A 24,725-nucleotide genomic window follows, 5' to 3' on the forward strand; every position below is an offset into this window, starting at 1 on the left:
CTCGGCCCCGGCAGCGGTGCCTTGCGCCGGGTTCGTCCAATGGACCACGTGGCTGACGACATCGAACAGCGGCTTTCCGTGGCGGCCGAGGTGCTCCGCGAGCACGAGGTGACCACGCACCGGGTCGCGGACCTGCGGGTCCGGATCGACCAACTGGCCGGCCGGGTCGCGCAACTGCGCGAGCGGTGCGTGGACGAGGAAAAGGACGTCGCCCGGCTGGAGAGCCTCTCCCTGACCCGGGTACTGGCCTCGCTGCGTGGCGCGCGGGACGACCTGCTGGCCCGTGAACGGGCCGAGGCCGACGCCGCCCGCTACCGCGCGGCCGAGGCCGCGGCCCGCCTCGACGCGCTGCGGCGGGAGCACCAGGCCGCGTGCGCGCGGCTCGGTCAGCTCGCCGGGGCCCCGGACGCGTACGCCGCCGTGCTCGACGCGAAGGAGCGGCACCTCACCGGCGCCGGCGACCCGCGCGCCGGGCGACTGCTGGCTCTGGCCGAGCAGCGCGGACGACTCACCGGCGAGCTGCGTGAGGTGGCCGAGGCAGATCAGGCCGCCCGCGCCGCCCAGGAGGCCCTGCAGCAGGTGCGGCGCAAGCTGGACAGCGCCTCGGGCTGGTCGACCTACGACACCTTCTTCGGCGGCGGGATGGTGGCCAGCGCGATGAAACACTCCCGCCTGGACGACGCGGCGCAGGCTGCCGCCCACGCCGAGCGGTGCCTGGCCGCGCTGCGCACCGAACTCGCCGACGTGCCGGGCGTCGACGTGATCGCGCCACGGCTGGCCGTCGGCGGCCTGACCCGGTTCGTCGACATCTGGTGCGACAACATCTTCACCGATCTCGCGGTGCGGGAGCGGATCACGCAGGCCGTGCAGCACGTCGAGCAGTGCCGGCGGCTGGTGGGCGACGTGCGGGTCCGGCTGGCGCAGCGCGCCGCCCGGGACCGGGCCGGCCTCGGCGCGATCGAGAACGAGCGCAAGCACCTGCTCGCCAGCGGCTGACCGCCGATCCGGGTGGGAGCGACCACGCCGCTGGCCGTCCCGCCCGGTCCCCGACGTCGACAACCCGCAGACCTGGCGCGGCCAGCGACCCGCCGTACCCTCGGGTCAGCGGTGGGTGGCCCGGAGCGCGTCGTGCAGTTCCCGCGCCACCTGCGCCAGCGCCGCCTCCGCCTGCGGCTGCACGGCAGCCGGCACCGTCGACTCGCTGAGCGCGGCCACCGCGTACGCCTGCCCGTCGGCGTGCTCCACCACGCCGACCTCGTGCCGCAGGTTGAGCAGGGTGCCGGTCTTCGACGACCAGCGGGAGGCGTCGGAACTGAAGTCCGGGGCGAGCCGCTGCCGCAGCAGGTTGTCGCCCATCAGCTCGCGTACCCGGGCGGCGACCGGCGCCGGGATGCGCGACGGGCGCCACAGGGCGTGCAGCAGTTCGACGAAGGCGCGGGCCGAGCCGGCGTTGGCCCGGCCGACGTCGAGCTGGGGGACCGGATGGCCCTGACCGGCGGTGGTCGCGGACGCGGCGAGGGAGTGCGCGAGGTGCACCTCGTCCGGGGCGAACCGCTCGGCCGGAGTGTCGGTGAGGTCCCGGGTGCGGTGCCGGACGCTGATCCCGTCGACGCCGAACCGGCGCAGCGCGGCGGTGACCTCCGCCGGCGCAGTGAGGGCGAACAGCGCGTCCGAGGCGCCCTCGTCACTGATCGCCACGCTCAGATAGAGCAAATCGTCGATTGCCACGGTGGCCGGGTGCCGGAACCGGCTCAGCCCGGTCGGACCCGGTGTCCGAATTCGGCCGGGCGCCACCGTGATCGGGGTGGCGCCGTCGAGTTCGCCGCGCTCGATCCGATCCACGGTGGCCAGCGCGAGCGGCACCTTCACCAGCGACGCGACCGGGAGGACGACGTCGCTGTCGAGCCCCAGCTCGTCACCGGTGTCGAGGTCGCGGACCAGTACGCAGCCGCGCAGCCCGGCCTCGCGTAGCGTCTCCCGAGCTGCGCGGAGCAGCCGCCCGACCGTCATGCCGAATCCCGCCAGCCGTGCACCGGGCGGTCCCCGGGCACCTGCTCCTCCACGCCGAGACATCGGCCGATGGCGGCGCGCAGCACACCGCCTAGCCGCTCGGCGTCCTCGCGTACGCCGGCGGTCACCTGGTAGCCGCGGACCGGCCGCAGCTCGCCGAGAGGCCGCCAGTGCAGCCCGAGTTCGCGAGCCTCGGCGGGCGAGCAGAGCATCAGGTCGGAGCCGGCGAGCGCCTCGGCGGTGGCGTCGACCATGGACGCCGAGACCGTCACCTGGGCCGGTTGCAGCCCGACGGCGTCGCGCAGCCGGGTCAGCGGGTCGCGGACGTGCGGCACGTCGTCCTCCGGCGAGATCCAGACCCGACGCCGTCGGGTTCGCCGGTCGGCACGCGGCGCGCGCAGCGTCTCCAGGTGAACCACCTTGACACCCGGGTCGGTGCCGCTCCCGAGGCCCAGCGGTACCCGCCACGCGGCCTCGTCCGGCGGTACGGCCAGCCGGAACGGACGCAGCCGGGCGCGTTCGGCGTCGTGCTCCATCGCCTCGGCCAGGTCCACGATTCGCCGGGCGGAGTGGAGCATGTCCCGCCCGAACGGGGTGAGTGTGACGCTGCGCGACGTCCGGTCGAACAGTTGCCCGCCGAGGTGCCGCTCCAGGGCGGCGACCCGGCGGCTCGCCACCGACTGGGGGATGCGGGCGACGGACGCGCCGACGGTGAAGCTGCCGTGATCGCCGACCGACACGAAGGCCCGACAGGCCGCCACGAGATCCACATGGGAATCCTATGCAGAAACAGCATCAGTATCGCCCTCGGCGTCTTCGACGGCATGGGCCAGCGCTGCGAGCCTGGTTACCGGCCACCCGGGAAGGTCTCCGGGTCGCCGGGACGACCGACGGAAGGACCAGTCTTGACCAGCACCACCCGCCGTACCCGAATCAGTGCCCTCGCCGCCGCGCTGGCGCTCGGCCTGCTGGCCGGATGCTCACCCGGCACCCCGACCGCGCCGGCCCCTACGCCGTCGCCGTCCGCCGCGCCGGTGGCCGTCGACTTCACCCCCTTGGAGAAGCAGTACGACGCCCGGCTCGGGGTGTACGTGATCGACACCGGCACCGGCCGCACCGTCGCGTACCGGGCCGACGAGCGCTTCGCGTACGCCTCGACGTTCAAGGCCCTGGCCGCCGCCGCGGTCCTCGCCGCCACCTCCACCGAGGAGCTGGACCAGATCGTCACCTACTCCCGCGACGAACTGGTCACCTACTCGCCGATCACCGAGCAGCACGTGCAGACCGGCATGTCGCTGCGGGCGATCGCCGACGCGGCGGTGCGCTACAGCGACAACACCGCCGGGAACCTGCTGCTCGACCGGCTCGACGGCCCGGACGGCTTCAAGCAGGCACTGCGCGACATCGGCGACGAGGTCACCGAGCCGTCGCGGATGGAGACCGAACTCAACGAGGCGACCCCGGGCGACACCCGCGACACCAGTACGCCCCGCGCACTGGCCACCTCGCTGAAGGCGTACGCCGTCGACGACGCGCTTTCCGCCGAAGACCGCGCGGTGCTGGTCGACTGGCTCAAGGGCAACACCACCGGCGACAAGACGATCCGGGCCGGCACTCCGGACGGCTGGCAGGTGGGCGACAAGACCGGCTCCGGCGGCTACGGCACCCGCAACGACATCGCCGTGATCTGGCCGCCGGACCGGGCCCCGATCGTGCTGGCCGTGCTCTCCAGCAAGGCCGACAAGGATGCCGAGCGCGACGACGCCCTGCTCGCCCACGCCGCCGAACTGGCCCTCACCGCCCTGCGGTGAAAGGAAGGGCCCCCTGTTAACGCCTGAGGTAGAGGAAGGGCCCCTTCTTAACACACCGGTGTTAAGAAGGGGCCCTTCCTTCGCGGCCGGAGTGGTGGGTGGGTCAGGGGATCGGCCATTCGTGCACGGGGCGGTTGCTGTTCATCAGCTCCACGTAGTGCCGGACCACCTCGCGCAGCGCCTCCGGCCGGTCGAGATGGTCGGCGGACTCCAGCCGGTGCAGGGTCGCCACCTGCCAGCTTGCCCCGTTGCGGCCGGTCAGGCAGCGCTGCTCGATGATGTCGAGCAGCCGGTCCCGCTCGCTCGGGTCGAGCCCCCAGCGGTCCAGACCGTGGTGGGCCAGCGGCAGCAGGCGGCGCAGCACCAGCTCGGTGACCGGCAGGTAGCCCAAACCCGGCCAGAAGACGTGGGCGTCGATGCCGTGCCGGGCACAGGTGTGGAAGTTCTCCTCGGCGGCGCTGAACGACATCTGCGACCACAGCGGCCGGTCCGCCTCGGCCAGCGCGCGGACCAGTCCGAAGTAGAACGCCGCGTTGGCGACGGTGTCCAGCACGGTCGGCCCGGCGGGCAGCACGCGATTCTCCACCCGCAGGTGCGGGCGGCCCCGGAGCACGTCGTAGACCGGCCGGTTCCACCGGTAGACGGTGCCGTTGTGCAGCCGCAACTCGCCGAGGTCCGGCACCCCGCCGGCGGCGAGCGTCTCGGCCGGGTCCTCCGCCTGGCAGACCGGCAGCAGCGCCGGGAAGTAGCGCACGTTCTCCTCGAACAGGTCGAACACCGTGGTGATCCAGCGTTCCCCGAACCAGACCCGGGGTCGTACGCCCTGGGTCTTGATCTCCTCCGGCCGGGTGTCGGTGGCCTGCTGGAACAGCGGGATGCGGGTTTCCCGCCACAGCTCCCGGCCGAAGAACAAGGGCGAGTTCGCGCCCAGCGCGACCTGGATGCCGGCGATGGCCTGGGCCGCGTTCCAGTAGTCGGCGAACTGGTTCGGGCCGACCTGGAGGTGGAACTGGGTGCTGGTGCAGGCCGCCTCCGGGGTGATGGTGTCGACGGTGACCGACAGCCGCTCCACCCCGTTGACGGCGATCCGTAGGTCCTCACCCCGGGCGGCGAAGATCTGTTCGTTGAGCAGCGTGTAGCGGGGGTTGGCCGACAGGGTGGCCGCGGTCAGGTGTTCGGGCCGCACGGTGGGCAGGATGCCGATCATCACCAGCTGCGTGCCGACCGTCCGGGCCCGCTCGTCGGCGGCGTTCAGGCTGGCCCGTACGCTCCGCTCGAACTCGGCGGTGCCGGTGCCGGTCAGCCGCCGGGGCGGCACGTTGATCTCGATGTTGAACTGGCCGAGCTCGGTCTGGAAGCTCGGGTCGGCCACCGCGCGCAGCACGTCGCTGTTGCGCATCGCCGGCATCGACTCCTCGTCGACCAGGTTGAGCTCGATCTCCAGCCCGGTCATCGGCCGGTCCACGTCGAACCGGGACTCGCGCAGCATCTCGGCGAAGACGTCGAGGCAGCGGCGTACTTTCTCCCGGTAGCGGGCCCGGTCCTGACGGCTGAAGGTCTGCACGCCGACTTGCTCGCCCATGGTCACCACCCTGTCACCGCTGGTACCCCAAACGTCCCATGTCCATGCCCACTCGGTACAGCCCCCGAAGGTCCGGTTCGGCCTGCGGTGACATCGGTCGCGTCACCGGCCGGAATGTCGTGAGCCGCGTAGCATGGCCGGCGTGCGTGAGAAGGTGACCCGGCTGTTCGTGGTGGCGGCGATCGCGGAGGCGATCTCCTGGGCCGGCCTGCTGGCCGGTATGGCGGTCAAGTACGGCCCGCCCGGCAACGAGGTGGGCGTGCAGGTCTTCGGGCCGGTCCACGGCGCGCTCTTCGTGGCCTACGGGGTGTTGGTGCTGGCCGTGGCCCGGGTGCACCGGTGGAGCCTGCTGGCCACCGTCGTGGCGCTGGCCTGCGCGGTGCCACCGTTCGCCACCCTGGTCTTCGAGCGCTGGGCCCGTCGGCGCGGCATGCTCGACGTCGTCGAGCCGACCCGCGAGCCCGTCCCGGTCGGCTGACTCGCAAGAGGTCGGCCAGCGGCTCGTCGCGCTCTCGCCGCGCCCACGCCCGGGCCGCGTGCCGGCGGCGACAGCGCGGGGAGAGCCCGGATCCGGCGAACCCGCCGCGATCGGGTCGGAAACCTCAGGTCAGCGTGGCGCAGGCGGCCAGCGCGGCGAGCAGCAGCCCGCCGAGCGCGGCCTGGAGCAGCAGCGGCGGGCCGAGGTGCGACCACATCGTGGCGGTACGCGGTCGCAGCAGCTGCCCGGTGGTCAGGTTGACGATCCGTTCGATCTTGGGCGCCAGGTCGGGGTCGCCCTGGTCGCGCAGGGTCAGCTGGACGTGGTCGGCCGGATGCAGCGCGCTCTGCGGCAGGTGCCCGTGCAGCTCGACCTCGTACGTCCGGCCGTCGGCGTCACGCAGCCGGATCGGGGTGACCAGGAACTCCGGGCCCTTCTTGAGCTCCTTGAACTTGCGCCGGCCGGTGCCGGAGCCGGCGGAGAGCAGGGCACGGACCAGCTTGGCGAGCAGCCCGACCACCCCGGCGGCGGCGAGCACCACCACCAGCACCGGCTGTCCCACCCGCACCTCGCGCGGGTAGCCGTCCATCAGGCGGACGACCTGGGCGGTCAGGATGCGGCCGGTGGGGTGCAGGCTGCGCCGGGAGTGCGATGTCGTGTCCATGATCACCACCGATAGTTCGCTTACGAGCACAGATCGTATCGATTCTCCGGGTTGAACGACGTGAATGAAAACCGGTCACGCGGTGGCCGGCAGGTGACAACTCCGAGGGCGCGGGTAAGCGGTGTGCCGAGCTGGAAAGGGGTCGAGCATGCAGCTGTCCTTCCTGCGCCCGCTCTACCAGCGTCCGGGGCCGTGGTGCTCGGTCTACCTGGACGCCTCGCTGGACACCCAGGACGCGCACCCGGCACTCGATCTGCGCTGGCGTGGCCTGCAACGCCAACTGGCCGAACAGGGCGCCGACGAGCCGAGCGTCGCCGCCATCGACCGGGTGGTACGCGGCCACGACCCGATGCCCGGCGACTACGGCCTGGCCGTCTTCGCGACCGGGGGACGTGTCGTGCTCTCCGAGTACCTGCACGCACCACCGCGTCGCGATCTGGCCGCGTACGCCTCGCTGCCGCACGTGATGCCGATGCTGGCCCAACGGGGCGAGCAGGTGGCCTGGGTGCGGGTGCTGGCCGACCGGACCGGCGCCGACGCGATGTCGGTCAGCGCCGGCGGCGTACCGCGCCGGGCGCACGTTGCCGGCCGGGAGAGCTATCCGCTGCGCCGGGCCAAGCCCGGTGGCTGGTCGCAGTCGCGCTACCAGCGCGCCGCCATGGAGGCGTGGCACCACAACGCGGGTGACGTCACGGCCGCCACCGTTGAGTTGGCCGAGCGGGTCGGCGCCGAGGTGGTCGTGGTGGCCGGTGACGTGCGGGCCACCGGCATGATCGCCGCACAGATGCCGGAGCGCTGGCAGGACCTGGTGGTCCGTACCGACGCGGGGTCGCGGGCCGCCGGCGCCGACCAGACGCTGCTGGACGATGTCACCGTGCAGACCATCGCGGAGGTGGCCGACCAGCGCGTCACCGCCGCGTTGGATCGCTTCGGCATGCAGGAGGACGTCGGTGCCGGTCTGGACGCCGTGGTGGCCGCGTTGCAGCGCAACCAGGTCGACACGATGCTGATCGTGGACGACCCGTCGGCAAACGGTGAACTCTGGATCGGCCCGACGCCCACCGACATCGCCACCGACCCGCACCAGCTGGCCGCCGTCGCCGACCCGCACCGGGTCCGCGCCGACGCGGCGCTGGTCCGCGCGTTGGTCGGTACCGACGCCGAGTTGACCGTGCTGGGCCCGGACGAGGTGCCGGACCTGGTGGACGGGGTCGGTGCGGTGCTGCGCTACGTCGACCGGGCCACTCCGGGCCGGGACGGTGCCTGACCGCGGCGGTGTGCGGGCGGGCGTGTCGGGCGACTTCCCGAGATGGCCAACATCCGCTGGTTGATGCCGTTCGGTGGGGTGATGCCCTGTTTAACCCGCATCGTGGCGGGAAGCCGGGCCACGTGGCGAGCGAACGAGGCAGGATGGGGCCGGTGCGCAAGGTGCGTCCGGGGCTGACGGCCGAGGGTGCCGGCCTGGCCGGCGACCGGGTCGTGGCCGCGGGCAGCATCGCCCGGATCCTCGTCGGGGCCACCGCCCGCGCGCTTCGCGGCACGGACTGCGCCGACCTCGGCCACGCCGGGCCGGTGTCCCGCTTCGCCGGCACGCCCGAACCGGTCCGCCGGGCCATGACCGCCCGCGCCGTCGGCCGGGTCGCGCTGACGGCCGGGCAGGCGGCCGCGGTGGACGCCGACCGGGTCGCCCGCTGGTTCACCGACCAGTACCCGCCCCGCCGCTACCCGGGGGTGCTGGTGGGCTCGCCGCACGGCGCCGCCGCACACCTGGCGGTGGCTCTCGGGATGCCGTGGCTGCCCGCCGGCTTCGAGATGATCGCGCACTGGCCGCAGGGCGCGGTGGACCGCCCCCGTGCGGCCCTGGACCACGGCGCCGGGCTCGCCGGGCGGCTGCTCGCCGCCAACCCCGACCTGCATCTACGTCAGGTGCACTGCCCGGCCAGCCGGGGCGCGTTGGCGGGCGCCACGGTGGTGCTGACCGCCCGCTGGCGCCGGCTTCCGGCGGCGTACCGGAGGTTCCTGGCCGAGCGGCTCGCGCCCGGGGCGTCGGTGCTGGTGCTGCGGGACGGCCGCACCTGGCCGGTGCTTGACGCCGCCGACGGGCACAGCTTCCAGTTGGGCTGCCCGGGCAGCGGGCTGAACCCGGTGGACTTCCACCCCGACAGCCACGCGCTGCGACAGGTGCTGCGCTCCGCCGGCGGCAACGGCGCGCACTGGGAGCCGCCGGAGATCAGCGCCCCGCCGGCCTACGCCGAGCACGGCGTGGAGACCGGATTCGAACTCGACGTCCGGGACTTCGCCTGCCGGTACGCCCATCGGGTCCGACGGCTGCTGTTTCCGGCCCCGGAGGTGCTCAGCGCTGCCGTGGCCGACCTGTACCGACACTGGCTGCGCGTCGCCGGCAAGACCGGTGACCGGTTGGTGGTCGAGTGCGGCCGGCTGCTCGACCCGTGGCAGGTGCTCCGGGCCGGGCTGGTGCCGTACTGGTGCGAGAACGCCACCCGGCGCAGCGTCGAGCAGGCGGAGTGGTGGTTGGCCGGCAGCGACCCGTTCAGCTCGGTGGACGTGCTGCCCGAGTCACCGGGGGTCCGCTCGCCGGCGTTGGCCGGCCTGCCGCAGTGGCTGGCGGTGGCCGGGTTCGGTCGGCGCCGTCGGGCGCTGGACCGCACCTCTGCCCGCGGGTACCCGGTCACCTCGGTGCCCACCCGCCGGGCCACCGAGGTGCTTCGCGCTCAGCCCTGCGACCTGCCCGCCCCGCCGCCGCTGGAGATGGCGGACGCGCTGGCCCTGCTGCGCGAAACCGGCAGCCGCGACGGCCTCCTCGTCGGCTAGGCCGCCGGCTTTCCGCAGACCGGGGCGCCCGGGCCGGCGAAACATCCTCGCGAACCCGCGATCCCGTGATTGAGTACCTACGGAGCGGGAACACCGCCGGCTGCGACAGGCTGATCACCTCGGCGTGGCACGGCGCCGTCGCCCGCTGGCATCCCAAGTCACGTAACCCACTCACGCCGCCCGTGCGTGCCCATGCGCGTGCCCGGTGATCGGCGAATCCGGGGCGGGGTCCTTCCTGAGGGAGGCGCGGATGTTCGGAAAGACCAGCACGACCACACCACCACCCACCGATCGGGGCCTGGAGGACCTCGACGCGGCGGCGCTGGCGTACGCGGCGCGGATCGAAGGACTGCCACCGGAGCGGCGCCAGGAGGCGCGCGACGACCTGGTCCGCTTCGCGTTGCCGTTCGCGGGCCGGCTGGCCCGCCGTTACCGGGGACGCGGGGAACCGCTGGAGGATCTGGAGCAGGTGGCCCGGCTGGGTCTGGTCAACGCCGTCGACCGGTACGACCCGGAACGGGGTTCGTTCACCGCGTACGCCGCGATCACCATCGTGGGCGAGATCAAGCGGCATTTCCGGGATCGGACCTGGGGTGTGCACGTGCCCCGTCGGCTGCGCGACCTGATCCTGGAGGTCGGGCAGGCGACGGCGGCGCTGACCAGCGAACTGTCCCGGGCGCCGACGGTCGCCGAGCTGTCGAAGCGGCTGGAGACGCCGGAGGAGGAGATCCTCGCCGCGCTGGAGTCGGCGGCCGGCTACAGCCCGGCCTCGCTCAACGCCCCGGTGGGCGGGGAGAGTTCGGCCGAGTTCGGCGACCTGGTCGGCGAGTCGGACATCGCGCTGGAGTCCGTGGACGACCGGGTGACCGTCAGCGGCCTGCTGCACCGCCTGCCCTGGCGGGAGCGGCGCATCCTGGCCATGCGGTTCTACGGCAACCAGACCCAGGCCGAGATCGCGGCCCGGTTCGGGATCTCCCAGATGCACGTGTCGCGGCTGCTGTCGCGGGCGCTGACCTGGCTGCGCCAGGCAATGCTCGCCGACGCTCCGCCGCCCTGGCAGAACGGCGCCGCCGAGTCCGAGTCGAAGGCGAAGGAGCCCGGACCCGCCTCGGCCAGGACGCGGAAAATGACGGAGGCGGCGGTGCCGGAACGGTGAGGTGACGTGGGGCGGTGCCGGGGAAACGACGCCACCCCGCCCCGGTCATTCCTCCGGAGTGTCGCCGTGCCCGCGCGGATGCCGCCACCGGTCGTTTGGCTGCGGGCGGCGTCCGCCGCCCAACGGGTCTTCCTCCGGTTCGTCGGTCTCCTCGAAGCTCGGCCGGCGCACCTCCTCCGGCGACGGCACATCGACCGGTCGGGCACCGGACCGCGGCGCGGGATGGTAGTCGACCGCCTCTCGCGCTCCGTGTGCTCCCTCGGCGCTGGGTGACTCCGGCACGTGTTCCTCCCGGTGGAACTCCTCGCGGAACTTCTGCGGTGGCTTGGTGGTCCGCTGTGGCAGGTCGCGGCCCAGGTCGGAGACGAGTTCGCCGTACTTGGCGTCGAAGGCCGGGCGCTCGGAACGGATCCGGGGCATCCGGTCGAAGTTGCGCAGCGGCGGCGGGCAGGTGGTCGCCCACTCCAGGGAGTTGCCGAAGCCCCACGGGTCGTCCACCGCCACCAGCGCCCCGAACCGCCAGGACTTCCAGGCGTTCCAGATGAAGAAGAGGGTGGACGCGCCGAGCACGAAGGCGGAGATGCTGGAGATCGTGTTGAGCCCGGTGAACCCGTCGGTGGGCAGGTAGTCGGCGTACCGGCGGGGCATGCCCTCGTTGCCTAGCCAGTGGTGCACCAGGAAGGTGCCGTGGAAGCCGAGGAACATGGTCCAGAAGTGCAGCTTGCCGAGCCGCTCGTCGAGTAGCCGCCCGGTCATCTTCGGCCACCAGAAGTAGAAGCCGCCGAAGAGCGCGAAGACCACCGTGCCGAAGACGACGTAGTGGAAGTGCGCCACCACGAAGTAGGTGTCCGTGACGTGGAAGTCGGCCGGCGGGGCGGCCAGCAGCACGCCGGTCAGGCCACCGAGCAGGAATGTCACCAGGAAGCCGACGGCGAACAGCATCGGCGTCTCGAAGGTGAGCTGTCCCTTCCACAGGGTGCCGATCCAGTTGAAGAACTTCACGCCGGTCGGCACGGCGATCAGATAGCTGAGGATGGCGAAGAACGGCAGCAGTACCTGCCCGGTGGCGAACATGTGGTGCGCCCACACCGACATCGACAGGACGGTGATCGCGGCGGTGGCCAGCACCAGACCGGTGTAGCCGAAGATCGGCTTGCGGGAGAAGACCGGGATGATCTCGGTGATGATGCCGAAGAACGGCAGCGCGATGATGTACACCTCGGGGTGACCGAAGAACCAGAACAGGTGCTGCCAGAGCATCGGCCCGCCGGTCTGCGGGCTGTAGACGTGCGCGCCGAGCAGCCGGTCCGCGGCGAGCGCGAGCAGCGCGGCGGCCAGCAGCGGGAAGACCAGGATTATCAGGACGCTGGTGAAGAGCATGTTCCAGGTGAAGATCGGCATCCGGAACATGGTCATGCCCGGCGCGCGCAGGGTCAGGATCGTGGTGATCAGGTTGACCGCGCCGAGGATGGTGCCCAGGCCGGAGATGACCAGACCGATCACCCACATGTTCGCTCCGACCCCGGGGGAGTGGTCCGCGGTGCTCAGCGGTGTGTACGCGGTCCAGCCGAAGTCGGCCGTCCCTTGCGGGGTGACGAACCCGCCGATGACCATCAGGCCGCCGAACAGGTAGAGCCAGTACGCCATGGCGTTCAGCCGGGGAAACGACACGTCCGCCGCGCCGATCTGGATCGGCACGATGTAGTTGGCGAACCCCAGCGCCGCCGGTGTGGCGAACAGCAGCAGCATCACCACGCCGTGCGAGGTGAACATCTGGTTGTACTGCTCGGGGGAGAGCAACTGCAGGCCCGGCCGGGCCAGTTCGGCGCGGATCAGCATCGCCTCGACCCCGGCCACCAGGAAGAAACCGAACGAGGTCGTCAGGTAGAGCAGCCCGATCTGCTTGTGATCGGTGGTGCCCAGGAACCTGATCAGCGATCCACCGCGCAGAGGGCTGCGGACCGGGCCGGGGTAGCCGCCGAACCGGGCCGGCGCCAGGATCGCCGGCCCCCGGTCCTGGCCGGATCCGGAGGTTGCCCGTTTGGCCATGAGTGCTCACCCCGCTGAGGAACGGAAAGGGACGGGCGTGGCTACCCGCCCCGCCGACCATGTAACCAGGCGAGAGAGGGAATTTCGGTCAATTCGCCGGTAGTGTGGCCCAATGGCGCGGTCGGTTCCTTGACGACGCCGGATCAGGCGGCCCGGAGCGCGGCCCCGCGGTGGCGCAGCTGGTCGTAGAGGGCGGCGTAACGGCGGGCCATCACCGCCGGAGTGAACCGGGCGGCGGCCTCCCGGCGGCACTCGTCGGGCTCCAGTCGGCCGGCGGCGAACACCAGCTCGCCCAGTTCCTCCTCGTCGCCGGTGAGCAGCCCGGTGCGCCCGTGCTCCACCAGCTCGGGCAGGCAGCCCCGGGCGATCGCCACCACCGGCGTGCCCAGGGCCAGCGACTCCACCACCGCGGTGCCGCCCGGCTCCTCCCAGCGCAGCGGAAACAGCGTGGCCCGCGCCCCGGCGAGCAGTTCGTCGCGGTCCCGGCCGGCCACCGTGCCGACCCAGCGCACCCGATCGCCGTCGACGTGCGGGGCCACCGCGTCGTGGAAGAAGCGTACGTCCGGATTCTGCCGCGCCTCGGCGTCGGCCGCCGCGAGCTCCGCCGGCCGGTGGTACGGGCCGACCGGCCCGGCCAGGACGAGCCGGAAGCCGACCCGTCGGGCCAGCCGGGCCGCCACGTCCTGCCCCTTGCCCGGGGTGATCCGGCCCAGCACCAGCACGTGGTCGCCCTTGGCCGGCCGTGGGCGTCGGTGCGCCTCCACGGCCAGCGGGGTGGCCAGGTGCACGTAGCCGACCGAGTGGTCCCGCAGCGCCTGCGGCGCCCGGGCCAACTGCGCGGCCGAGACCCCGTTGACCCGGATCCGGTCGCCGCCGTCGAGCCCGCCGTACAGCTCGGGATGCTTGGCCAGGTCCCAATGCAGGGTGTGCAGCACGGGCGGCCCGTCCGGACCCATGGCGGCGAGAGTGGCCAGGCCGACCGCCTCCAGGTGGTCGTGCACCAGGTCGATGTCGTCGCGGTCGCGCAACTCGCGGACCACCCCCGCCAGGTGCGCCTGGGAGATGCCGCACACCTGGTTGTACGGCCGTTGCAGGGCGGAGAACTGGCCCTCGGCGAAGACCGAGACCCGCTCCTCACAGGGCAGGGTGCTGGTGCCCACCGAGGCGAGCACCACCCGGACGCCGAGGCGCCGCAACTCGGGGACCAGGGTGGCCACCACGTTCTCGATTCCGCCGTACCCGTGTGGTGGGACGGGCAGCCACGGACCGGCGTTCATCAGGACGGTGGGCCCCATCGTGTCGCGCCTCCCCTCGCCGAAGCGGTGACCGGGCCGGCCGACGGCCGGCTCCGGCGGTCGTCGGTCACGCCGCGGTGACCCGCCGACGCGGTAGCAGGTGCCGCAGCTCGGCCAGGGGTGGCCGCTCCGCCACGGAGACGTCGCTGACGACGATCTCCCGGTCCAGGTTCGGCAGGGCGTCGGAGCCGCCCCGGCGGAACTGGGTCAACAACGCGGTGGGCAGCAGCTCCGGGCTCGCCCAGCCCCGTCGCTGCAACCGGGACCAGACGGTCAGCATGATCTGGGCGGACATCCGGCCCAGCGCCGCGGTGTCCTGGTGCCGGTGCTTGCGCTCGCCGAGATCCACCTGGGCCAGCGCGTCCAGCCCGACGAGTTCCAGCAGGTCGATCAACATGGCGGTCTCGACGCCGTACCCGGAGACGAAGGGCACCCGCGCCAGCACCTCACGGCGGCCCGCGTACTCCCCACCGAGCGGCTGCACGAAACCGGCCAGTTCCGGCCAGAACAGGTTCAGCACGGGCCGGGCCATCAGCTCGGTCACCCGGCCACCGCCGTCGGCCTCCACGCCGCTGGTGCTGATCAGCGGCCGGTGGTAGAAGCCCTTGACGAAGTCGACCGAGCCGTCGGTGAGCAGCGGTCCGAGCAGCCCGGTGACGAAGTGCGGCCGGAACTCCCGCAGGTCGGCGTCGACGAAGGCCACCACGTCGCCCTCGGCCGCGGCCAGCCCGGCCCAGAGCGCGTCGCCCTTGCCGGTCAGCCGGGGCAACCCGCGGGTCATCGCGTCCTGACCGACCACCTCGGCGCCGGCCGCCCGGGCCACCTGGGCGGTGCGGTCGGTGGAGCGCGAATCGACCACGATCAGCTCGTCGACCAGCGGGATCCGGTCCATCAGGTGCTCGCGGATGGTCGACACGATCGCCCCGACGGTGGCCTCCTCGTTGCGCGCCGGCAGCACCACGCTGACCCGCGTCCCACCCTTGGCGCGCAGCAGCCGCGCGGTCGACCAGTCCGCCTGCGAACTGGTCCGATAGGTGGCCCAGGCCTCGACCACCGGCGAGACCAGACTTTCAGTGTTCCGCACAGGCACCCCCTGATGGGCGGGTAGACCGAGAGATGGATTTCCCAGCACCCCGCACGCTAACCGGAACCGTCCCCCCAGCTTGATCAGCACCCCGCCCCGAGACGTTGTCGACGGATGAACGTTTGATTGCGCCGGGCCGGGGGAGGCGGCCGGCGAACCGAGCGGCGGGGTGCGGGAGGGAGCGATTGGATGCGGGTGTGCCGGGTGGGGCTGGTGGGCGCCGGCGGAGTGGCCCGACGCCACGCCCGGGTGCTGTCCGGTTTCCCCGACGTCGAGTTGATCGGCGTGGTCGACGCGACCGCGCGGGCCGCGGCCGACCTGGCCACCGCCCACCGGATCCCGGCGTACGGCGACATCGGGCAGCTGCTCGCGGCCGGTCCGGACGCGGTGTACGTCTGCGTACCGCCGTTCGCCCACGGACCGATCGAGGAGGCGGTCGTCGCCGCCGGGGTGCCGATGTTCGTCGAGAAGCCGGTGGCCGTGGACCTGCCCACCGCCCAGCGGATCGCCAGCCTGGTGGCGCGGCGGGGGCTGCTCACCGCCGTCGGCCATCACTGGCGCTACCTGCACGCCGTGACCCGGGCCCGCGAGCTGCTCGCCGGCCGGACGGTACGCCTGGTCAGCGGCGCCTGGCTGGACCGGGTGCCGCCGGTGGACTGGTGGGTCCGGCGGGACCGCTCCGGCGGCCCGGTGGTCGAACAGGCCGCCCACGTGCTGGACCTGATCCGGCTGCTGGTCGGCGAGGTGACCGAGGTGACCGCGTACGGCGACGGCAACCCACCGCCGGTCGACGGCGCCGACGTCGACTCGGTGACCGCCGCGGCGCTGCGCTTCGCCGGTGGCGCCGTGGGCACCCTCGGCGCCGCCTGCGTGCTGGGCTGGAAGCACCGGGCCGCAGTGGAGATCCTGGCCGACGGGCTGGCCCTCACCCTGGCCGAGGACGCCCTGGTGATCCGCGACGCCGACGGGCAGCGGCAGCTCGACGCCGACCCGGACGGCGCCCGGGTGGCGGTGGACCGGGCGTTCGTCGACGCGGTACGCGGCGTCGGCGACGACGTGCGGGTGCCGTACGCCGAGGCGCTGGCCACCCACCGCCTCGCCATGGCGGTGGCGGAGTCGGCCGCCACCGGACGCACCGTCCGCCTGCCCTCCGGTGCCACCGCGGCCGTGCCGGCGGTGGTCGATGCGTGACCGGGTGCTGGTGGTCACCGGCCCCGGCCGGGTGGAACTGGTCGAGCAGGACCCCGCTCCGCTGCCGGCCGGTGGCTTCCGGGTCCGGACGCGCTACAGCGGGATCTCCGCCGGCACCGAGCTGAGCTACGTCAAGGGCACCAACCCGTACCTGCACGCCAGCTGGGACGCCGACCTGGGCCTGTTCGCGCCCGGTCCGGCGAGCACCCCCTACCCGGTGCGGAACCTGGGCTACATGCAGGTGGCCCGGGTGGTGGAGAGCGACACCCCGGCGGTGCCGGTCGGCGCGGTGGGCGCGATGACCTACAGCCACCGCAGCGCCGCGGTGGCCGATCCGGTCACCGCGCGCTTCGTGCCGCTGCCCGACGACCTCGATCCGATGCTCGGGGTCTACGTCGCCCACCTGGGGCCGATCTGCGCCAACGGGCTGCTGCACGCCGCCGCCGACCTGTACGGCGCCGGCGCCCGCGACCTCGGCGACGGGGTGCGCGGCCGCCGGGTGGCGGTGATCGGTGCGGGTGTGGTCGGCCTGATCACCGCCCTGTTCGCCCGGCGGCACGGCGCCGCCTCGGTGGTGGTGCTCGACCCGACGCCGAATCGGCGCGAGGTCGCCGTCGCGCTCGGCCTGGCGGCCCTCGACCCCGCCGCCGGCGACCCGGCCGTGCTGCTCAAGACCCGCTGGGCACACGGACCCGGCGACCGGGGCGCGGACGTGGTGTTCCAGTGCCGGGGGCAGGGCTGGGCCCTGCACCTGGCGCTACGTCTGCTGCGCCCCCAGGGCACCGTGATCGATCTCGCCTTCTACCAGGCCGGCGCGGACGAGCTCCGGCTCGGCGAGGAGTTTCACCACAACGGTCTGTCGGTGCGCTGCGCGCAGATCGGCCGGGTGCCCCGAGGGCTCGCGCCGGCCTGGGACCGGGAACGGCTCTCCGCCGAGACGGTCGAGCTGCTACGCGCCGACGGCCCGGCGATCCGCGCCCACCTGATCTCGGCCGTCGTCCCGTTCTCCGAAGCGCCCGCCCTGCTCACCGCCCTGGCCGAAAACCGCCGCCACGAACTCCAGACGGTCCTGAGCTGCTGATTCCCGCCAGTTCTGGTCGCCGTTGGGCGCCGATCGCGCGTTCTGTCCGGGTCCGGAAGTACAAGATCGCGGAAATTCGGCAATCGGTGACGAGGGCGGGCGGGCACTCAAGATCGGTTGCGTCGCGTACCGTTGCGGCTCATGGGTGTGTCGCAACGGTTGAAGACCAGGTTCCGCCGATTCCTCCAGCGCCCGGGGACCACGGTCGACCTGGCCCCGCTGGAGAAGCTGCTGCCGGCCATCGAGGCACGTGAGGAGGAGGTCTCGGCCTTCGACGACGCCGAGCTCACCGACGCCGCCACCGCGGCGTCGAGCTACGAGGAGATCTGCGCGCTCGGCCGCGAGGCCGCCCGCCGTGGCCTCGACCAGCGGCCGTACGACGTCCAGCTGCTCGGCGCGATGTCGCTGCTGTCGGGCAAGGTCGCCGAGATGGCCACCGGTGAGGGCAAGACGCTGACCGCCGCGATCGCCGCGTACGGGCACGTGCGGCTCGGCAACGGCCCGGTGCACGTGCTCACCGTCAACGACTACCTGGCCCGCCGCGACGCGGTCTGGATGGAGCCGGTCTACACCCTGCTCGGGCTCACCGTCGGCTGGGTCAACGAGGCGTCCACGCCGAACGAGCGGCGGGCCGCGTACGCCTGCGACGTGACCTACGTGTCGGTCAGCGAGGCCGGCTTCGACTTCCTGCGCGACCAGCTCGTCACCGACATCGACGACCGGGTGCAGCAGCCGCTGCGCACGGCCATCGTCGACGAGGCCGACTCGATCCTGATCGACGAGGCCCGGGTGCCGATGGTGCTGGCCGGCTCGGTGCCCGGCGAGCAGGATCCGGTACACACCGCCGCCGCGCTGGTGCGTGGCCTGCGCAAGGGCCGGCACTACACCGTCGCCGAGGACGGCCGCAGCGTGGCGTTCACCTCCGCCGGCCTGGCCGCCGTCGAGGCCAAGCTCGGCATCGACCTGTACGACGAGGAGAACGTCGAGCAGCTCTCGGCGGTGAACGTGGCGCTGCACGCGCACGCCCTGCTGCACCGGGACGTGGACTACATCGTCCGGGACGGCACGGTCGAGCTGATCGACGAGATGCGCGGCCGGGTCGCCCAGCGGCGTCGCTGGCCCGACGGGCTCCAGGCGGCGGTGGAGGCCAAGGAGGGCCTGGACGCCACGGCCGAGGGCGAGGTGCTCGGCACCATCGCCGTGCAGGCGTACGTCGGCCTCTACCCGAAGGCGTGCGGGATGACCGCGACCGCGGTGCTCGTCGGCGACCAGCTCCGGGAGTTCTTCGGCCTGGAGGTCGCGGTGATCCCGCCGAACACCCCGTGCGTACGGGTGGACGAGCCGGACCGCATCTACGCCACCCGGGCGGAGAAGGACGAGGCGCTGATCGACGAGATCAAGCGCTGCCACGCCGACGGACGCCCGGTGCTGGTGGGCACCCTGGACGTCAAGGAGTCCGAGCAGCTGGCCGCCGGCCTCAACGCGGTCGGTGTGCCGTGCGTGGTGCTCAACGCCAAGAACGACGACGAGGAGGCGGCGATCATCGCCGAGGCCGGCGCCCACGGCGCGGTCACCGTCTCCACCCAGATGGCCGGCCGGGGCGTGGACATCCGGCTCGGCGGCAGCGACCAGGCCGACCGGGAGCGGGTGGCCGGGCTCGGCGGCCTGTTCGTGATCGGCAGCGGCCGCAACGACAGTCGCCGGGTCGACGACCAGCTGCGCGGCCGGGCCGGCCGGCAGGGCGACCCGGGTGGGTCGGTCTTCTTCGTCAGCCTGGAGGACGACCTGGTCGTCCGGCACGCCGGTGACACCGTGCCGCCGTCGCCCCGGATGAACGCCGACGGCCTGGTCACCGACGCGCAGGTGGACTACGCCGTGGAGCACGCCCAGCGGGTCGCCGAAGGCGTCAACCACGAGATCCACCGCAACACCTGGCGCTACAGCGTGGTGATCGAGCAGCAGCGCAAGGCCCTGGCCGAGCGCCGCGAGCGGCTGCTGACCAGCGACGTCGCGGCGCTGATGCTGCTGGACAAGATGCCCGAGAAGGCCGGCGAGATGGACGAGGATCTGCTGGCCCGGGTGGCCCGCTCCATCGCGCTCTACCACCTCGACCGGCTCTGGGCCGCGCACCTGGCCGAGCTGTCCGAGGTCCGTGAGGGCGTGCACCTGCGCGCCCTGGGCCGGCTCGACCCGCTCGACGAGTTCCACCGGGCCGCGGTGCCGGCCTTCACCAACCTGGTTCCGGAGATCGAGGCCCGGACCCTCGCCACGTTCACCGACACCGAGTTCGACGAGGACTGGGAGCCGGACGAGGCCGAGCTGGTGCGCCCGAGCGCGACCTGGACGTACCTCGTGCACGACAACCCGTTCGGCTCCGAGCTGGACCGGCTGATCGCCTCGGTGGGCCGACGGCTCGCCGGCTCCGGCTCCCGCTGATCCGTCACCCCGGTTTCGCGGTGGCGGTCTCGGTGGCCCGCGCCCGCCCCTCCCGGTGGTACCCGTACCCTGGGAGGGGCCCCGGTTTGCACCGTTTCGACCCATGTTCGCGTGGGTAGTACGGCGCATCCGTGCGGCCACGGGCGCTGGACGAGCGCACAGAATCACGTGGTGTGCCGGTGTGCCGCGACGCGCGGTGCCGGGATGAGCCGAGGAGGAGACGGGTGACGACGCTGGTCGGGCGCACGGGGGCTGTGCGGCGGTGAACCTGGAGACCACTCCACCGTTGGCGGAGACGCTCGGCGTACTGGAGACGGCCGCGCTGCTGCGGGAGTTGACCGCCGGGCTGCTCGTCCTGGACGACTTCGACGAGGCGCTCACCGCGCTGGTGCGGATCACCCGGGACGCCCTGGCCGGAGTGAGCTGGTGCGGGTTCACCGCCCTGCGGGCCGGCGAGCCGGCCGGGGTGGCCGCCTCCGACACGCGGCTCAGTGGACTGGACGACCTCCGGTACGGCCCGGACACCCCGGCGATGGACGCGATCCGGCGACGGGAGATGGTCGGCGCGGAGGACCTGGACACGGAGCGCCGCTGGCCGGACTGGACCACCCGAGCGCGCGAGTTGGGCGTACACGGAGTGATCTCGGCTCCGGTCGACGTCGACGAGCAGGTCATCGGCGCGGTCAACCTCTACGCCGGCGAGTCCGACGCGCTGACCACCGGTCACCAGTTGACCGCGATGCTGCTCGCCGAGCACGCCGGCCTGCTGCTGGCCGCCGTACGCGACCGGCAGCGGCGGGCGGCGCAGGCCGGCGAGCAGGACGCCGCGCTGCTCGGCGACGGGGTGATCGGCCAGGCCGTTGGAGTGATCATGACGCAGCGCGGCTGCCCGGCCGAGGACGCCCTCGAGGTGTTGCGCAGCGCCGCCGCGTCGCTGTCGATCCCGTTGCGGGAGGTGGCGGAGCGGCTGGTCAGCACCGTCTCCCGGCCCCGGGACAACTGACCCCGCTCGTTTCACCCGGGTGGCACCCGGGTAGCACCCTGGGCTGACGGGCTGAGCCGACCCCAGGGGGACACACGATGCAGAGCCGGCTGCGGGTGCAGGGGCATCCGATCCAACCGATGCTGGTGACCTTCCCTTACGGACTCTTCGTCTGTGCGGCCATCTTCGACCTCGCCGACGTGGCCGGCGGGCCGGTCTTCTTCGGCGAGGCCGGCTACTGGACGGCGGTCGCCGCCCTGGTGGCGGCGGCGTTGACGGCGATCGCCGGAATGGTCGACCTGTGGGACGTGCCGCCGGACAACACCCGCCGCATCGCGATCACCTTCAACCTGGTCAACGCCGGGATGTCCGGGCTGTTCCTGCTCTCCTGCCTGGTCCGGGCCGATGCTCCGCACCGGGGCGCCGCACCGGCGCTGCTCCTCCTCGAGCTGCTCGCCCTCGCCGTCGGCGGGGTCGGCGTACGCCTCGGCGCCCGCCTCATCCACCACTTCGACCCTGAGGCAAGGAAGGGCCCCCTCTTAACGCGTACGGTAGAGGAAGGGCCCCCTGTTAACGCCGTGCTCGACACGCCGCGCCCCTCTGTCCGACGCGGCGCGGCGCGGTTCTGAGGCCGACGCCGGCGCGATCCGGGCCGGCGCCGGCGGTGCGGTTCTGAGGCCGAGCGGCGCGATCCTGAGACCGACGCCCACGGGGCGGTGTGCCACTGAGGTGGCCGTGGCGCGGCCCGGCAGGGCCGGATAAGCCGTTGCCGAGCAGTTTGTCCGCAGGGGAGGCTGCCCGGATGGGGGACAAGAGCTTCGCGGAGTTGATCGCCGAGGGGGCGACCGCCCCGGTCGAGGGGTGGGCGTTCGACTGGCTCGCCGGGCGGGCCACCGAGGAGCGTCCACCCTGGGGCTACGCGCGCCTGGTGGCGGCGCGGATGGCGAGTGTCGGGGCGGCGTTGGACATCGACACCGGCGGAGGCGAGGTCCTGGCCGAGGTGCCCCACCCGCCCCGGCTGCTGACCGCGACCGAGGCGTGGCCGCCGAACGTGCCGGTGGCGCGGGCCAACCTGGCCCCGCTCGGCGCGAGCGTGGTGGCGGTGAGCCCCGACGCGCCACTGCCGTTCCGCGACGCCGCCTTCGACCTGGTGGTCAGCCGGCATCCGGTGCGCACCGACTGGCCGGAAGTGGCACGGGTGCTGCGCCCGGGCGGTACGTTCCTCTCCCAACAGATCGGCCCGGGGACCGTGCGCGAGCTCAGTGAGGCGATCCTCGGCCCTCTGCCGCCGCCGGCGCACCGTCATCCGGAGCGGTCGGTCGCCGCCGCCCGGTCCGCCGGTCTGGCCGTGGTGGACCTGCGCGAGGCGACGCTGCGAACCGTCTTCCACGACATCGGTGCGGTGGTCTGGTTCCTGCGCAAGGTGATCTGGGCCGTCCCCGGCTTCACCGTGGCGGCGCACCGGCCCGCGCTGTTGCGCCTGCACGAACGGATCCGGGCCGAGGGCTGCTTCGTCGCCCACGCCCGCCGCTTCCTCATTGAGGCCACACGAGCCAGCGGCGATCCCGATCGGTGAGCGCTCGGACGCCGCTCGGCGTTAACAGGGGCCCCTTCCTCTACACCAGGCGTTAATAGGGGGCCCTTCCTTACGGGGTGGTGCGGAGGAGCGCGAGCATCTCGGGCAGGTCGAAGAACTCGGCGGTCGCCACCGCGGACGGATCGCCGCCATCGGGGTCGGCACCGGCGTCGAGTAGTGCGCGTACCGCCTCGGTGTTGCTGCGGAACACCGCCGCGGCCAGCGCGGTCTGCCCCCGGTCGTTGGCGCGCGAGTGGTCGGCGCCCCGGGCCAGCAGCGCGGTCACCGTCTCCGGATGGGCGTGGTACGCCGCCAGGATCAGCAGGCTGTCACCCTTTTCGTTGGTCAGGTTGACCGGCAGCCCCGCGTCGACGTAGGCGGCCAGTTCCGCAGTCACGCCGTCGCGCGCCAGATCGAACATCCGGTGCGCGAATTCCAGGGTCTCGGCGTCGAGTTCCTCGCTCACCGGTCCAGGTTAGTGGGCGCCGCCGAGCCGCCCGCGACCCCGCCGCCCCACCCCGTCGATCATGCACTTTCGGTCCGGGCGAATGCCGCAAAAGGGCTGTATCGGCGACCATAAGTGCAAGATCGGCGAGGCGTCTCAGCATTCAGGAGTGTCTACTAAGTCTATAGAGTTTGCCTCCTATTCTGGTTGGGACAACCGCGGTCGACCGTCGCGAGGACCTGATGCCTGCCGTACCCACCACCGAGTCGGACCTGCTCGCCGTCGCCCGACGCTGGGCCGCCGATCCCGCGAGCTGGCCGGTGCGGCTGCGCTTCGATCCCGTCAGCCGGTGGTACGCCCGGCTCGCCGTCGACGACGAGCACGAGGTGTGGGCGCTGAGCTGGCTGCCCGGCCAGGGCACCGGCCTGCACGACCACGGCGGCTCCGCCGGCGCCTTCCTGGTCACCGCAGGTGTCCTCACCGAGGAGACGATCAGCGCTGCACGGCTGCGCCCGCACCGGCTCGCCGCCGGCACCGGGCGCCGGTTCGGCCCCCGGCACGTGCACGGGGTGGCCAACCGGCACACCGCGCCGACGGTCAGCGTCCATGTCTACCGCCCGGCCCTGCGCCGGATGACCCGCTACCACCTCGCTGCGGGCCGGCTGCTGGTCGCCGAGGTGGCCGAGGCCGACGTGGCATGGTGATCGCCGCACGTTCCACCTCAACTGCCGGCGGGGCGCTTCGCCGCCGGCGGAAACGACGATTTGGAAGGACCCACGATGTCGCAGCAGGCCGATGCCGCCACCGTCCGCTGTCCGGTGCCACCCCCGGGCTCCCGGGGAATCGACGAGGTTCTGGCCGCCGCGCGCGCCCGGATCAACCGGCTCGATCCGGAGCAGGCGCACCTGGCGTACCGTCGCGGTGCCCTGCTGGTCGACATCCGGCCGGTCGCCCAGCGGGCCGCGCACGGCACCGTGCCGGGGTCGCTCGCGATCGAGCGCAACGTGCTGGAGTGGCGCTTCGACCCGCGCTGCCCGGCCCGGCTGCCCCAGGCGGTCGGCTACGACCTGCCCGTGGTGATCATCTGCCAGGAGGGTTACACCTCGTCGCTGGCTGCCGTCTCGTTGCAGGAACTCGGGCTGTTCCGGGCCACCGACGTGATCGGCGGCTTCGCCGCCTGGCGGATCGCCGGCCTGCCCGTACTCGGTCCGGCCGCACTGCTGCGTCCGTCCACCCTCGCGCCCCCGGCGATCGCCGGTCGGGCGTCCCGCTGAAGAACCCCACGCCGACCCGGCGTGGCCGGTAGTCCCAGGAGGCCACCATGTCCGTCATCGCCATCGGCTCGCGCCAGAACCTGCCCGGCCGGGCCCGGGTCGCGCGACCGCGCACCGGACCGACCCTGACCATCACGGTCGACCTCGCCCCGGGAGCGATGAGCCCACGCCTGACCCGCCTGATGGAGTTGCTGAACGAACTGGCCGAGTCGGGCGAGGGCCGGCTGGCCCACGACGGCAGGCTCTCCGACGACGAGGTCGTCGAGCGCGATGTCGTGGCGGACCCGAGCGTCGTACGCATTCTCACCGGGCCCCGCGTCGTGCGCCAGGGTGATCGTGCGGTCCCACTGACCCGCATCGAGTACGACCTGCTGCTGTTCCTGGCCGAGCGGCCACGTCGGGTATTCACCCGGATGCAGTTGCTCGACTCGGTCTGGGGCTACAGTCACGCCGTGGCGCGCACCGTCGACGTGCACGTCCGCCGGCTGCGCGCCAAACTGGACACGCCGCTGCTGACCACCGTCCACGGGGTCGGGTACCGCCTCGCCGACGAGGCCCGGGTGATTATCGAGCCGTGAATCCGGGCGTGACCTGAGCCGCGGAATCGACCGGACACGAATCGGTCGGGCACCCCCCGTAACAGATCAAGCGGGCGGCTCTGCTGTAATCATGGTGCCTCGCACGCAGAGCGAGCGGTCGGATGCGATGTGTCGGTCAATTGTCACATTCATGCAACGCAGTCGCCTCTTGACCATCGCACGGACGCCCGGAAGCATCGA

The 24,725-nt window shown here is 72.8% G+C and carries 23 protein-coding genes; 15 read left to right on the forward strand and 8 right to left on the reverse strand.

Going from position 1 to position 24,725, the window contains the following annotated elements; genetic code table 11:
* The first annotated feature begins 48 nt into the window (after nt 1-48).
* Nucleotides 49-996: a hypothetical protein gene (locus tag IEY61_RS13225; RefSeq protein WP_189043988.1), complete on the forward strand. Its 948-nt coding sequence runs from the start codon at nt 49-51 to the stop codon at nt 994-996.
* 105 nt (nt 997-1,101) lie between these two features.
* Here the strand turns inward: IEY61_RS13225 and IEY61_RS13230 are convergent, their stop codons facing one another.
* The gene (locus IEY61_RS13230) at nt 1,102-2,010 is read right to left on the reverse strand and encodes a serine hydrolase (protein WP_189043990.1); all 909 of its coding nucleotides are present in this window, start codon (nt 2,008-2,010) and stop codon (nt 1,102-1,104) included.
* On the reverse strand, nt 2,007-2,780 hold the full coding sequence (locus IEY61_RS13235) for a LysR family transcriptional regulator (protein WP_189043992.1): 774 nt from the start codon (nt 2,778-2,780) through the stop codon (nt 2,007-2,009). The genes IEY61_RS13230 and IEY61_RS13235 overlap by 4 nt, the downstream gene beginning before the upstream one ends.
* Nucleotides 2,781-2,915: 135 nt before the next feature.
* Between IEY61_RS13235 and bla the strand changes: the two genes are divergently transcribed.
* A complete protein-coding gene (bla, locus tag IEY61_RS13240) occupies nt 2,916-3,821 on the forward strand; it encodes a class A beta-lactamase (RefSeq protein WP_189043994.1) in 906 nt (301 codons plus the stop codon).
* 103 nt (nt 3,822-3,924) lie between these two features.
* Here the strand turns inward: bla and IEY61_RS13245 are convergent, their stop codons facing one another.
* Entirely contained in the window at nt 3,925-5,403 is a 1,479-nt protein-coding gene (locus IEY61_RS13245) for a glutamate-cysteine ligase family protein (protein WP_189043996.1), read from the reverse strand.
* Between the two features lie 133 nt (nt 5,404-5,536).
* Here IEY61_RS13245 and IEY61_RS13250 point away from each other — a divergent pair, with 133 nt between their 5' ends.
* A complete protein-coding gene (locus IEY61_RS13250) occupies nt 5,537-5,881 on the forward strand; it encodes a DUF3817 domain-containing protein (protein WP_189043998.1) in 345 nt (114 codons plus the stop codon).
* Nucleotides 5,882-6,005: 124 nt separating this feature from the next.
* Here the strand turns inward: IEY61_RS13250 and IEY61_RS13255 are convergent, their stop codons facing one another.
* On the reverse strand, nt 6,006-6,545 hold the full coding sequence (locus IEY61_RS13255) for a hypothetical protein (protein ID WP_373293146.1): 540 nt from the start codon (nt 6,543-6,545) through the stop codon (nt 6,006-6,008).
* A 148-nt stretch (nt 6,546-6,693) separates the two neighbouring features.
* Here IEY61_RS13255 and IEY61_RS13260 point away from each other — a divergent pair, with 148 nt between their 5' ends.
* From IEY61_RS13260 to IEY61_RS13270, 3 genes are all read left to right on the forward strand, one after another.
* On the forward strand, nt 6,694-7,812 hold the full coding sequence (locus IEY61_RS13260) for a baeRF2 domain-containing protein (RefSeq protein ID WP_189044002.1): 1,119 nt from the start codon (nt 6,694-6,696) through the stop codon (nt 7,810-7,812).
* Nucleotides 7,813-7,955: 143 nt separating this feature from the next.
* Nucleotides 7,956-9,377, forward strand: a complete 1,422-nt coding sequence (locus IEY61_RS13265) for a hypothetical protein (RefSeq protein WP_189044004.1) — start codon at nt 7,956-7,958, stop codon at nt 9,375-9,377.
* A gap of 250 nt (nt 9,378-9,627) precedes the next feature.
* A complete protein-coding gene (locus tag IEY61_RS13270; protein WP_229705872.1) occupies nt 9,628-10,533 on the forward strand; it encodes a SigB/SigF/SigG family RNA polymerase sigma factor in 906 nt (301 codons plus the stop codon).
* Between the two features lie 45 nt (nt 10,534-10,578).
* Here the strand turns inward: IEY61_RS13270 and ctaD are convergent, their stop codons facing one another.
* The 3 genes from ctaD to IEY61_RS13285 all read right to left on the reverse strand — a co-directional run bounded on the left by ctaD (nt 10,579) and on the right by IEY61_RS13285 (nt 14,871).
* On the reverse strand, nt 10,579-12,582 hold the full coding sequence (gene ctaD, locus IEY61_RS13275) for an aa3-type cytochrome oxidase subunit I (protein WP_189044006.1): 2,004 nt from the start codon (nt 12,580-12,582) through the stop codon (nt 10,579-10,581).
* Nucleotides 12,583-12,725: 143 nt separating this feature from the next.
* Nucleotides 12,726-13,877 (reverse strand): glycosyltransferase, encoded by a 1,152-nt coding sequence (locus tag IEY61_RS13280; RefSeq protein WP_189044008.1) that lies wholly within the window; start codon nt 13,875-13,877, stop codon nt 12,726-12,728.
* Between the two features lie 67 nt (nt 13,878-13,944).
* Nucleotides 13,945-14,871 carry a glucosyl-3-phosphoglycerate synthase gene (locus IEY61_RS13285; protein WP_373293150.1) on the reverse strand — a complete coding sequence of 309 codons (927 nt, stop codon included), beginning with the start codon at nt 14,869-14,871 and terminating at the stop codon, nt 13,945-13,947.
* Nucleotides 14,872-15,150: 279 nt separating this feature from the next.
* Here IEY61_RS13285 and IEY61_RS13290 point away from each other — a divergent pair, with 279 nt between their 5' ends.
* From IEY61_RS13290 to IEY61_RS13315, 6 genes are all read left to right on the forward strand, one after another.
* Entirely contained in the window at nt 15,151-16,152 is a 1,002-nt protein-coding gene (locus IEY61_RS13290) for a Gfo/Idh/MocA family protein (RefSeq protein WP_189044012.1), read from the forward strand.
* Entirely contained in the window at nt 16,145-17,233 is a 1,089-nt protein-coding gene (locus IEY61_RS13295) for a zinc-binding dehydrogenase (protein WP_189044014.1), read from the forward strand. The genes IEY61_RS13290 and IEY61_RS13295 overlap by 8 nt, the downstream gene beginning before the upstream one ends.
* 141 nt (nt 17,234-17,374) lie before the next feature.
* Complete coding sequence (gene secA2, locus IEY61_RS13300; RefSeq protein ID WP_189044016.1) at nt 17,375-19,669, forward strand: accessory Sec system translocase SecA2; 2,295 nt, start codon at nt 17,375-17,377, stop codon at nt 19,667-19,669.
* A 262-nt stretch (nt 19,670-19,931) separates the two neighbouring features.
* A complete protein-coding gene (locus tag IEY61_RS13305; RefSeq protein ID WP_189044018.1) occupies nt 19,932-20,672 on the forward strand; it encodes a GAF and ANTAR domain-containing protein in 741 nt (246 codons plus the stop codon).
* Nucleotides 20,673-20,749: 77 nt separating this feature from the next.
* Entirely contained in the window at nt 20,750-21,280 is a 531-nt protein-coding gene (locus IEY61_RS13310) for a DUF2231 domain-containing protein (RefSeq protein WP_189044020.1), read from the forward strand.
* 173 nt (nt 21,281-21,453) lie between these two features.
* Nucleotides 21,454-22,227, forward strand: coding sequence for a class I SAM-dependent methyltransferase (locus IEY61_RS13315; protein WP_189044022.1), 774 nt, complete (start codon nt 21,454-21,456; stop codon nt 22,225-22,227).
* A 70-nt stretch (nt 22,228-22,297) separates the two neighbouring features.
* On the opposite strand, the gene IEY61_RS13320 is transcribed toward IEY61_RS13315, so the two are convergent.
* Nucleotides 22,298-22,693 carry an ankyrin repeat domain-containing protein gene (locus IEY61_RS13320; protein ID WP_189044024.1) on the reverse strand — a complete coding sequence of 132 codons (396 nt, stop codon included), beginning with the start codon at nt 22,691-22,693 and terminating at the stop codon, nt 22,298-22,300.
* Between the two features lie 221 nt (nt 22,694-22,914).
* Between IEY61_RS13320 and IEY61_RS13325 the strand changes: the two genes are divergently transcribed.
* The 3 genes from IEY61_RS13325 to IEY61_RS31980 all read left to right on the forward strand — a co-directional run bounded on the left by IEY61_RS13325 (nt 22,915) and on the right by IEY61_RS31980 (nt 24,524).
* Entirely contained in the window at nt 22,915-23,376 is a 462-nt protein-coding gene (locus IEY61_RS13325) for a cysteine dioxygenase (RefSeq protein WP_189044026.1), read from the forward strand.
* Nucleotides 23,377-23,451: 75 nt separating this feature from the next.
* Nucleotides 23,452-23,946, forward strand: coding sequence for a rhodanese-like domain-containing protein (locus tag IEY61_RS13330; RefSeq protein ID WP_189044028.1), 495 nt, complete (start codon nt 23,452-23,454; stop codon nt 23,944-23,946).
* A gap of 47 nt (nt 23,947-23,993) precedes the next feature.
* Nucleotides 23,994-24,524, forward strand: coding sequence for a winged helix-turn-helix domain-containing protein (locus IEY61_RS31980; RefSeq protein ID WP_189044029.1), 531 nt, complete (start codon nt 23,994-23,996; stop codon nt 24,522-24,524).
* Nucleotides 24,525-24,725 lie beyond the last annotated feature (201 nt).

The sequence above is a fragment of the Micromonospora sonchi genome, assembly GCF_014646235.1.
GTDB classification, from domain to species: Bacteria; Actinomycetota; Actinomycetes; order Mycobacteriales; family Micromonosporaceae; genus Micromonospora; species Micromonospora sonchi.

Coding starts and splice junctions, on each gene's coding strand:
- IEY61_RS13230 (WP_189043990.1), bottom strand. CDS start 2,010: ATGACGGTCGGGCGGCTGCTCCGCGCAGCTCGGGAGACGCTACGCGAG.
- IEY61_RS13245 (WP_189043996.1), bottom strand. CDS start 5,403: ATGGGCGAGCAAGTCGGCGTGCAGACCTTCAGCCGTCAGGACCGGGCC.
- IEY61_RS13250 (WP_189043998.1), top strand. CDS start 5,537: ATGGCCGGCGTGCGTGAGAAGGTGACCCGGCTGTTCGTGGTGGCGGCG.
- IEY61_RS13255 (WP_373293146.1), bottom strand. CDS start 6,545: ATGGACACGACATCGCACTCCCGGCGCAGCCTGCACCCCACCGGCCGC.
- IEY61_RS13260 (WP_189044002.1), top strand. CDS start 6,694: ATGCAGCTGTCCTTCCTGCGCCCGCTCTACCAGCGTCCGGGGCCGTGG.
- IEY61_RS13265 (WP_189044004.1), top strand. CDS start 7,956: ATGGGGCCGGTGCGCAAGGTGCGTCCGGGGCTGACGGCCGAGGGTGCC.
- IEY61_RS13270 (WP_229705872.1), top strand. CDS start 9,628: ATGTTCGGAAAGACCAGCACGACCACACCACCACCCACCGATCGGGGC.
- ctaD (WP_189044006.1), bottom strand. CDS start 12,582: ATGGCCAAACGGGCAACCTCCGGATCCGGCCAGGACCGGGGGCCGGCG.
- IEY61_RS13280 (WP_189044008.1), bottom strand. CDS start 13,877: ATGGGGCCCACCGTCCTGATGAACGCCGGTCCGTGGCTGCCCGTCCCA.
- IEY61_RS13290 (WP_189044012.1), top strand. CDS start 15,151: ATGCGGGTGTGCCGGGTGGGGCTGGTGGGCGCCGGCGGAGTGGCCCGA.
- IEY61_RS13295 (WP_189044014.1), top strand. CDS start 16,145: ATGCGTGACCGGGTGCTGGTGGTCACCGGCCCCGGCCGGGTGGAACTG.
- secA2 (WP_189044016.1), top strand. CDS start 17,375: ATGGGTGTGTCGCAACGGTTGAAGACCAGGTTCCGCCGATTCCTCCAG.
- IEY61_RS13310 (WP_189044020.1), top strand. CDS start 20,750: ATGCAGAGCCGGCTGCGGGTGCAGGGGCATCCGATCCAACCGATGCTG.
- IEY61_RS13315 (WP_189044022.1), top strand. CDS start 21,454: ATGGGGGACAAGAGCTTCGCGGAGTTGATCGCCGAGGGGGCGACCGCC.
- IEY61_RS13325 (WP_189044026.1), top strand. CDS start 22,915: ATGCCTGCCGTACCCACCACCGAGTCGGACCTGCTCGCCGTCGCCCGA.
- IEY61_RS13330 (WP_189044028.1), top strand. CDS start 23,452: ATGTCGCAGCAGGCCGATGCCGCCACCGTCCGCTGTCCGGTGCCACCC.
- IEY61_RS31980 (WP_189044029.1), top strand. CDS start 23,994: ATGTCCGTCATCGCCATCGGCTCGCGCCAGAACCTGCCCGGCCGGGCC.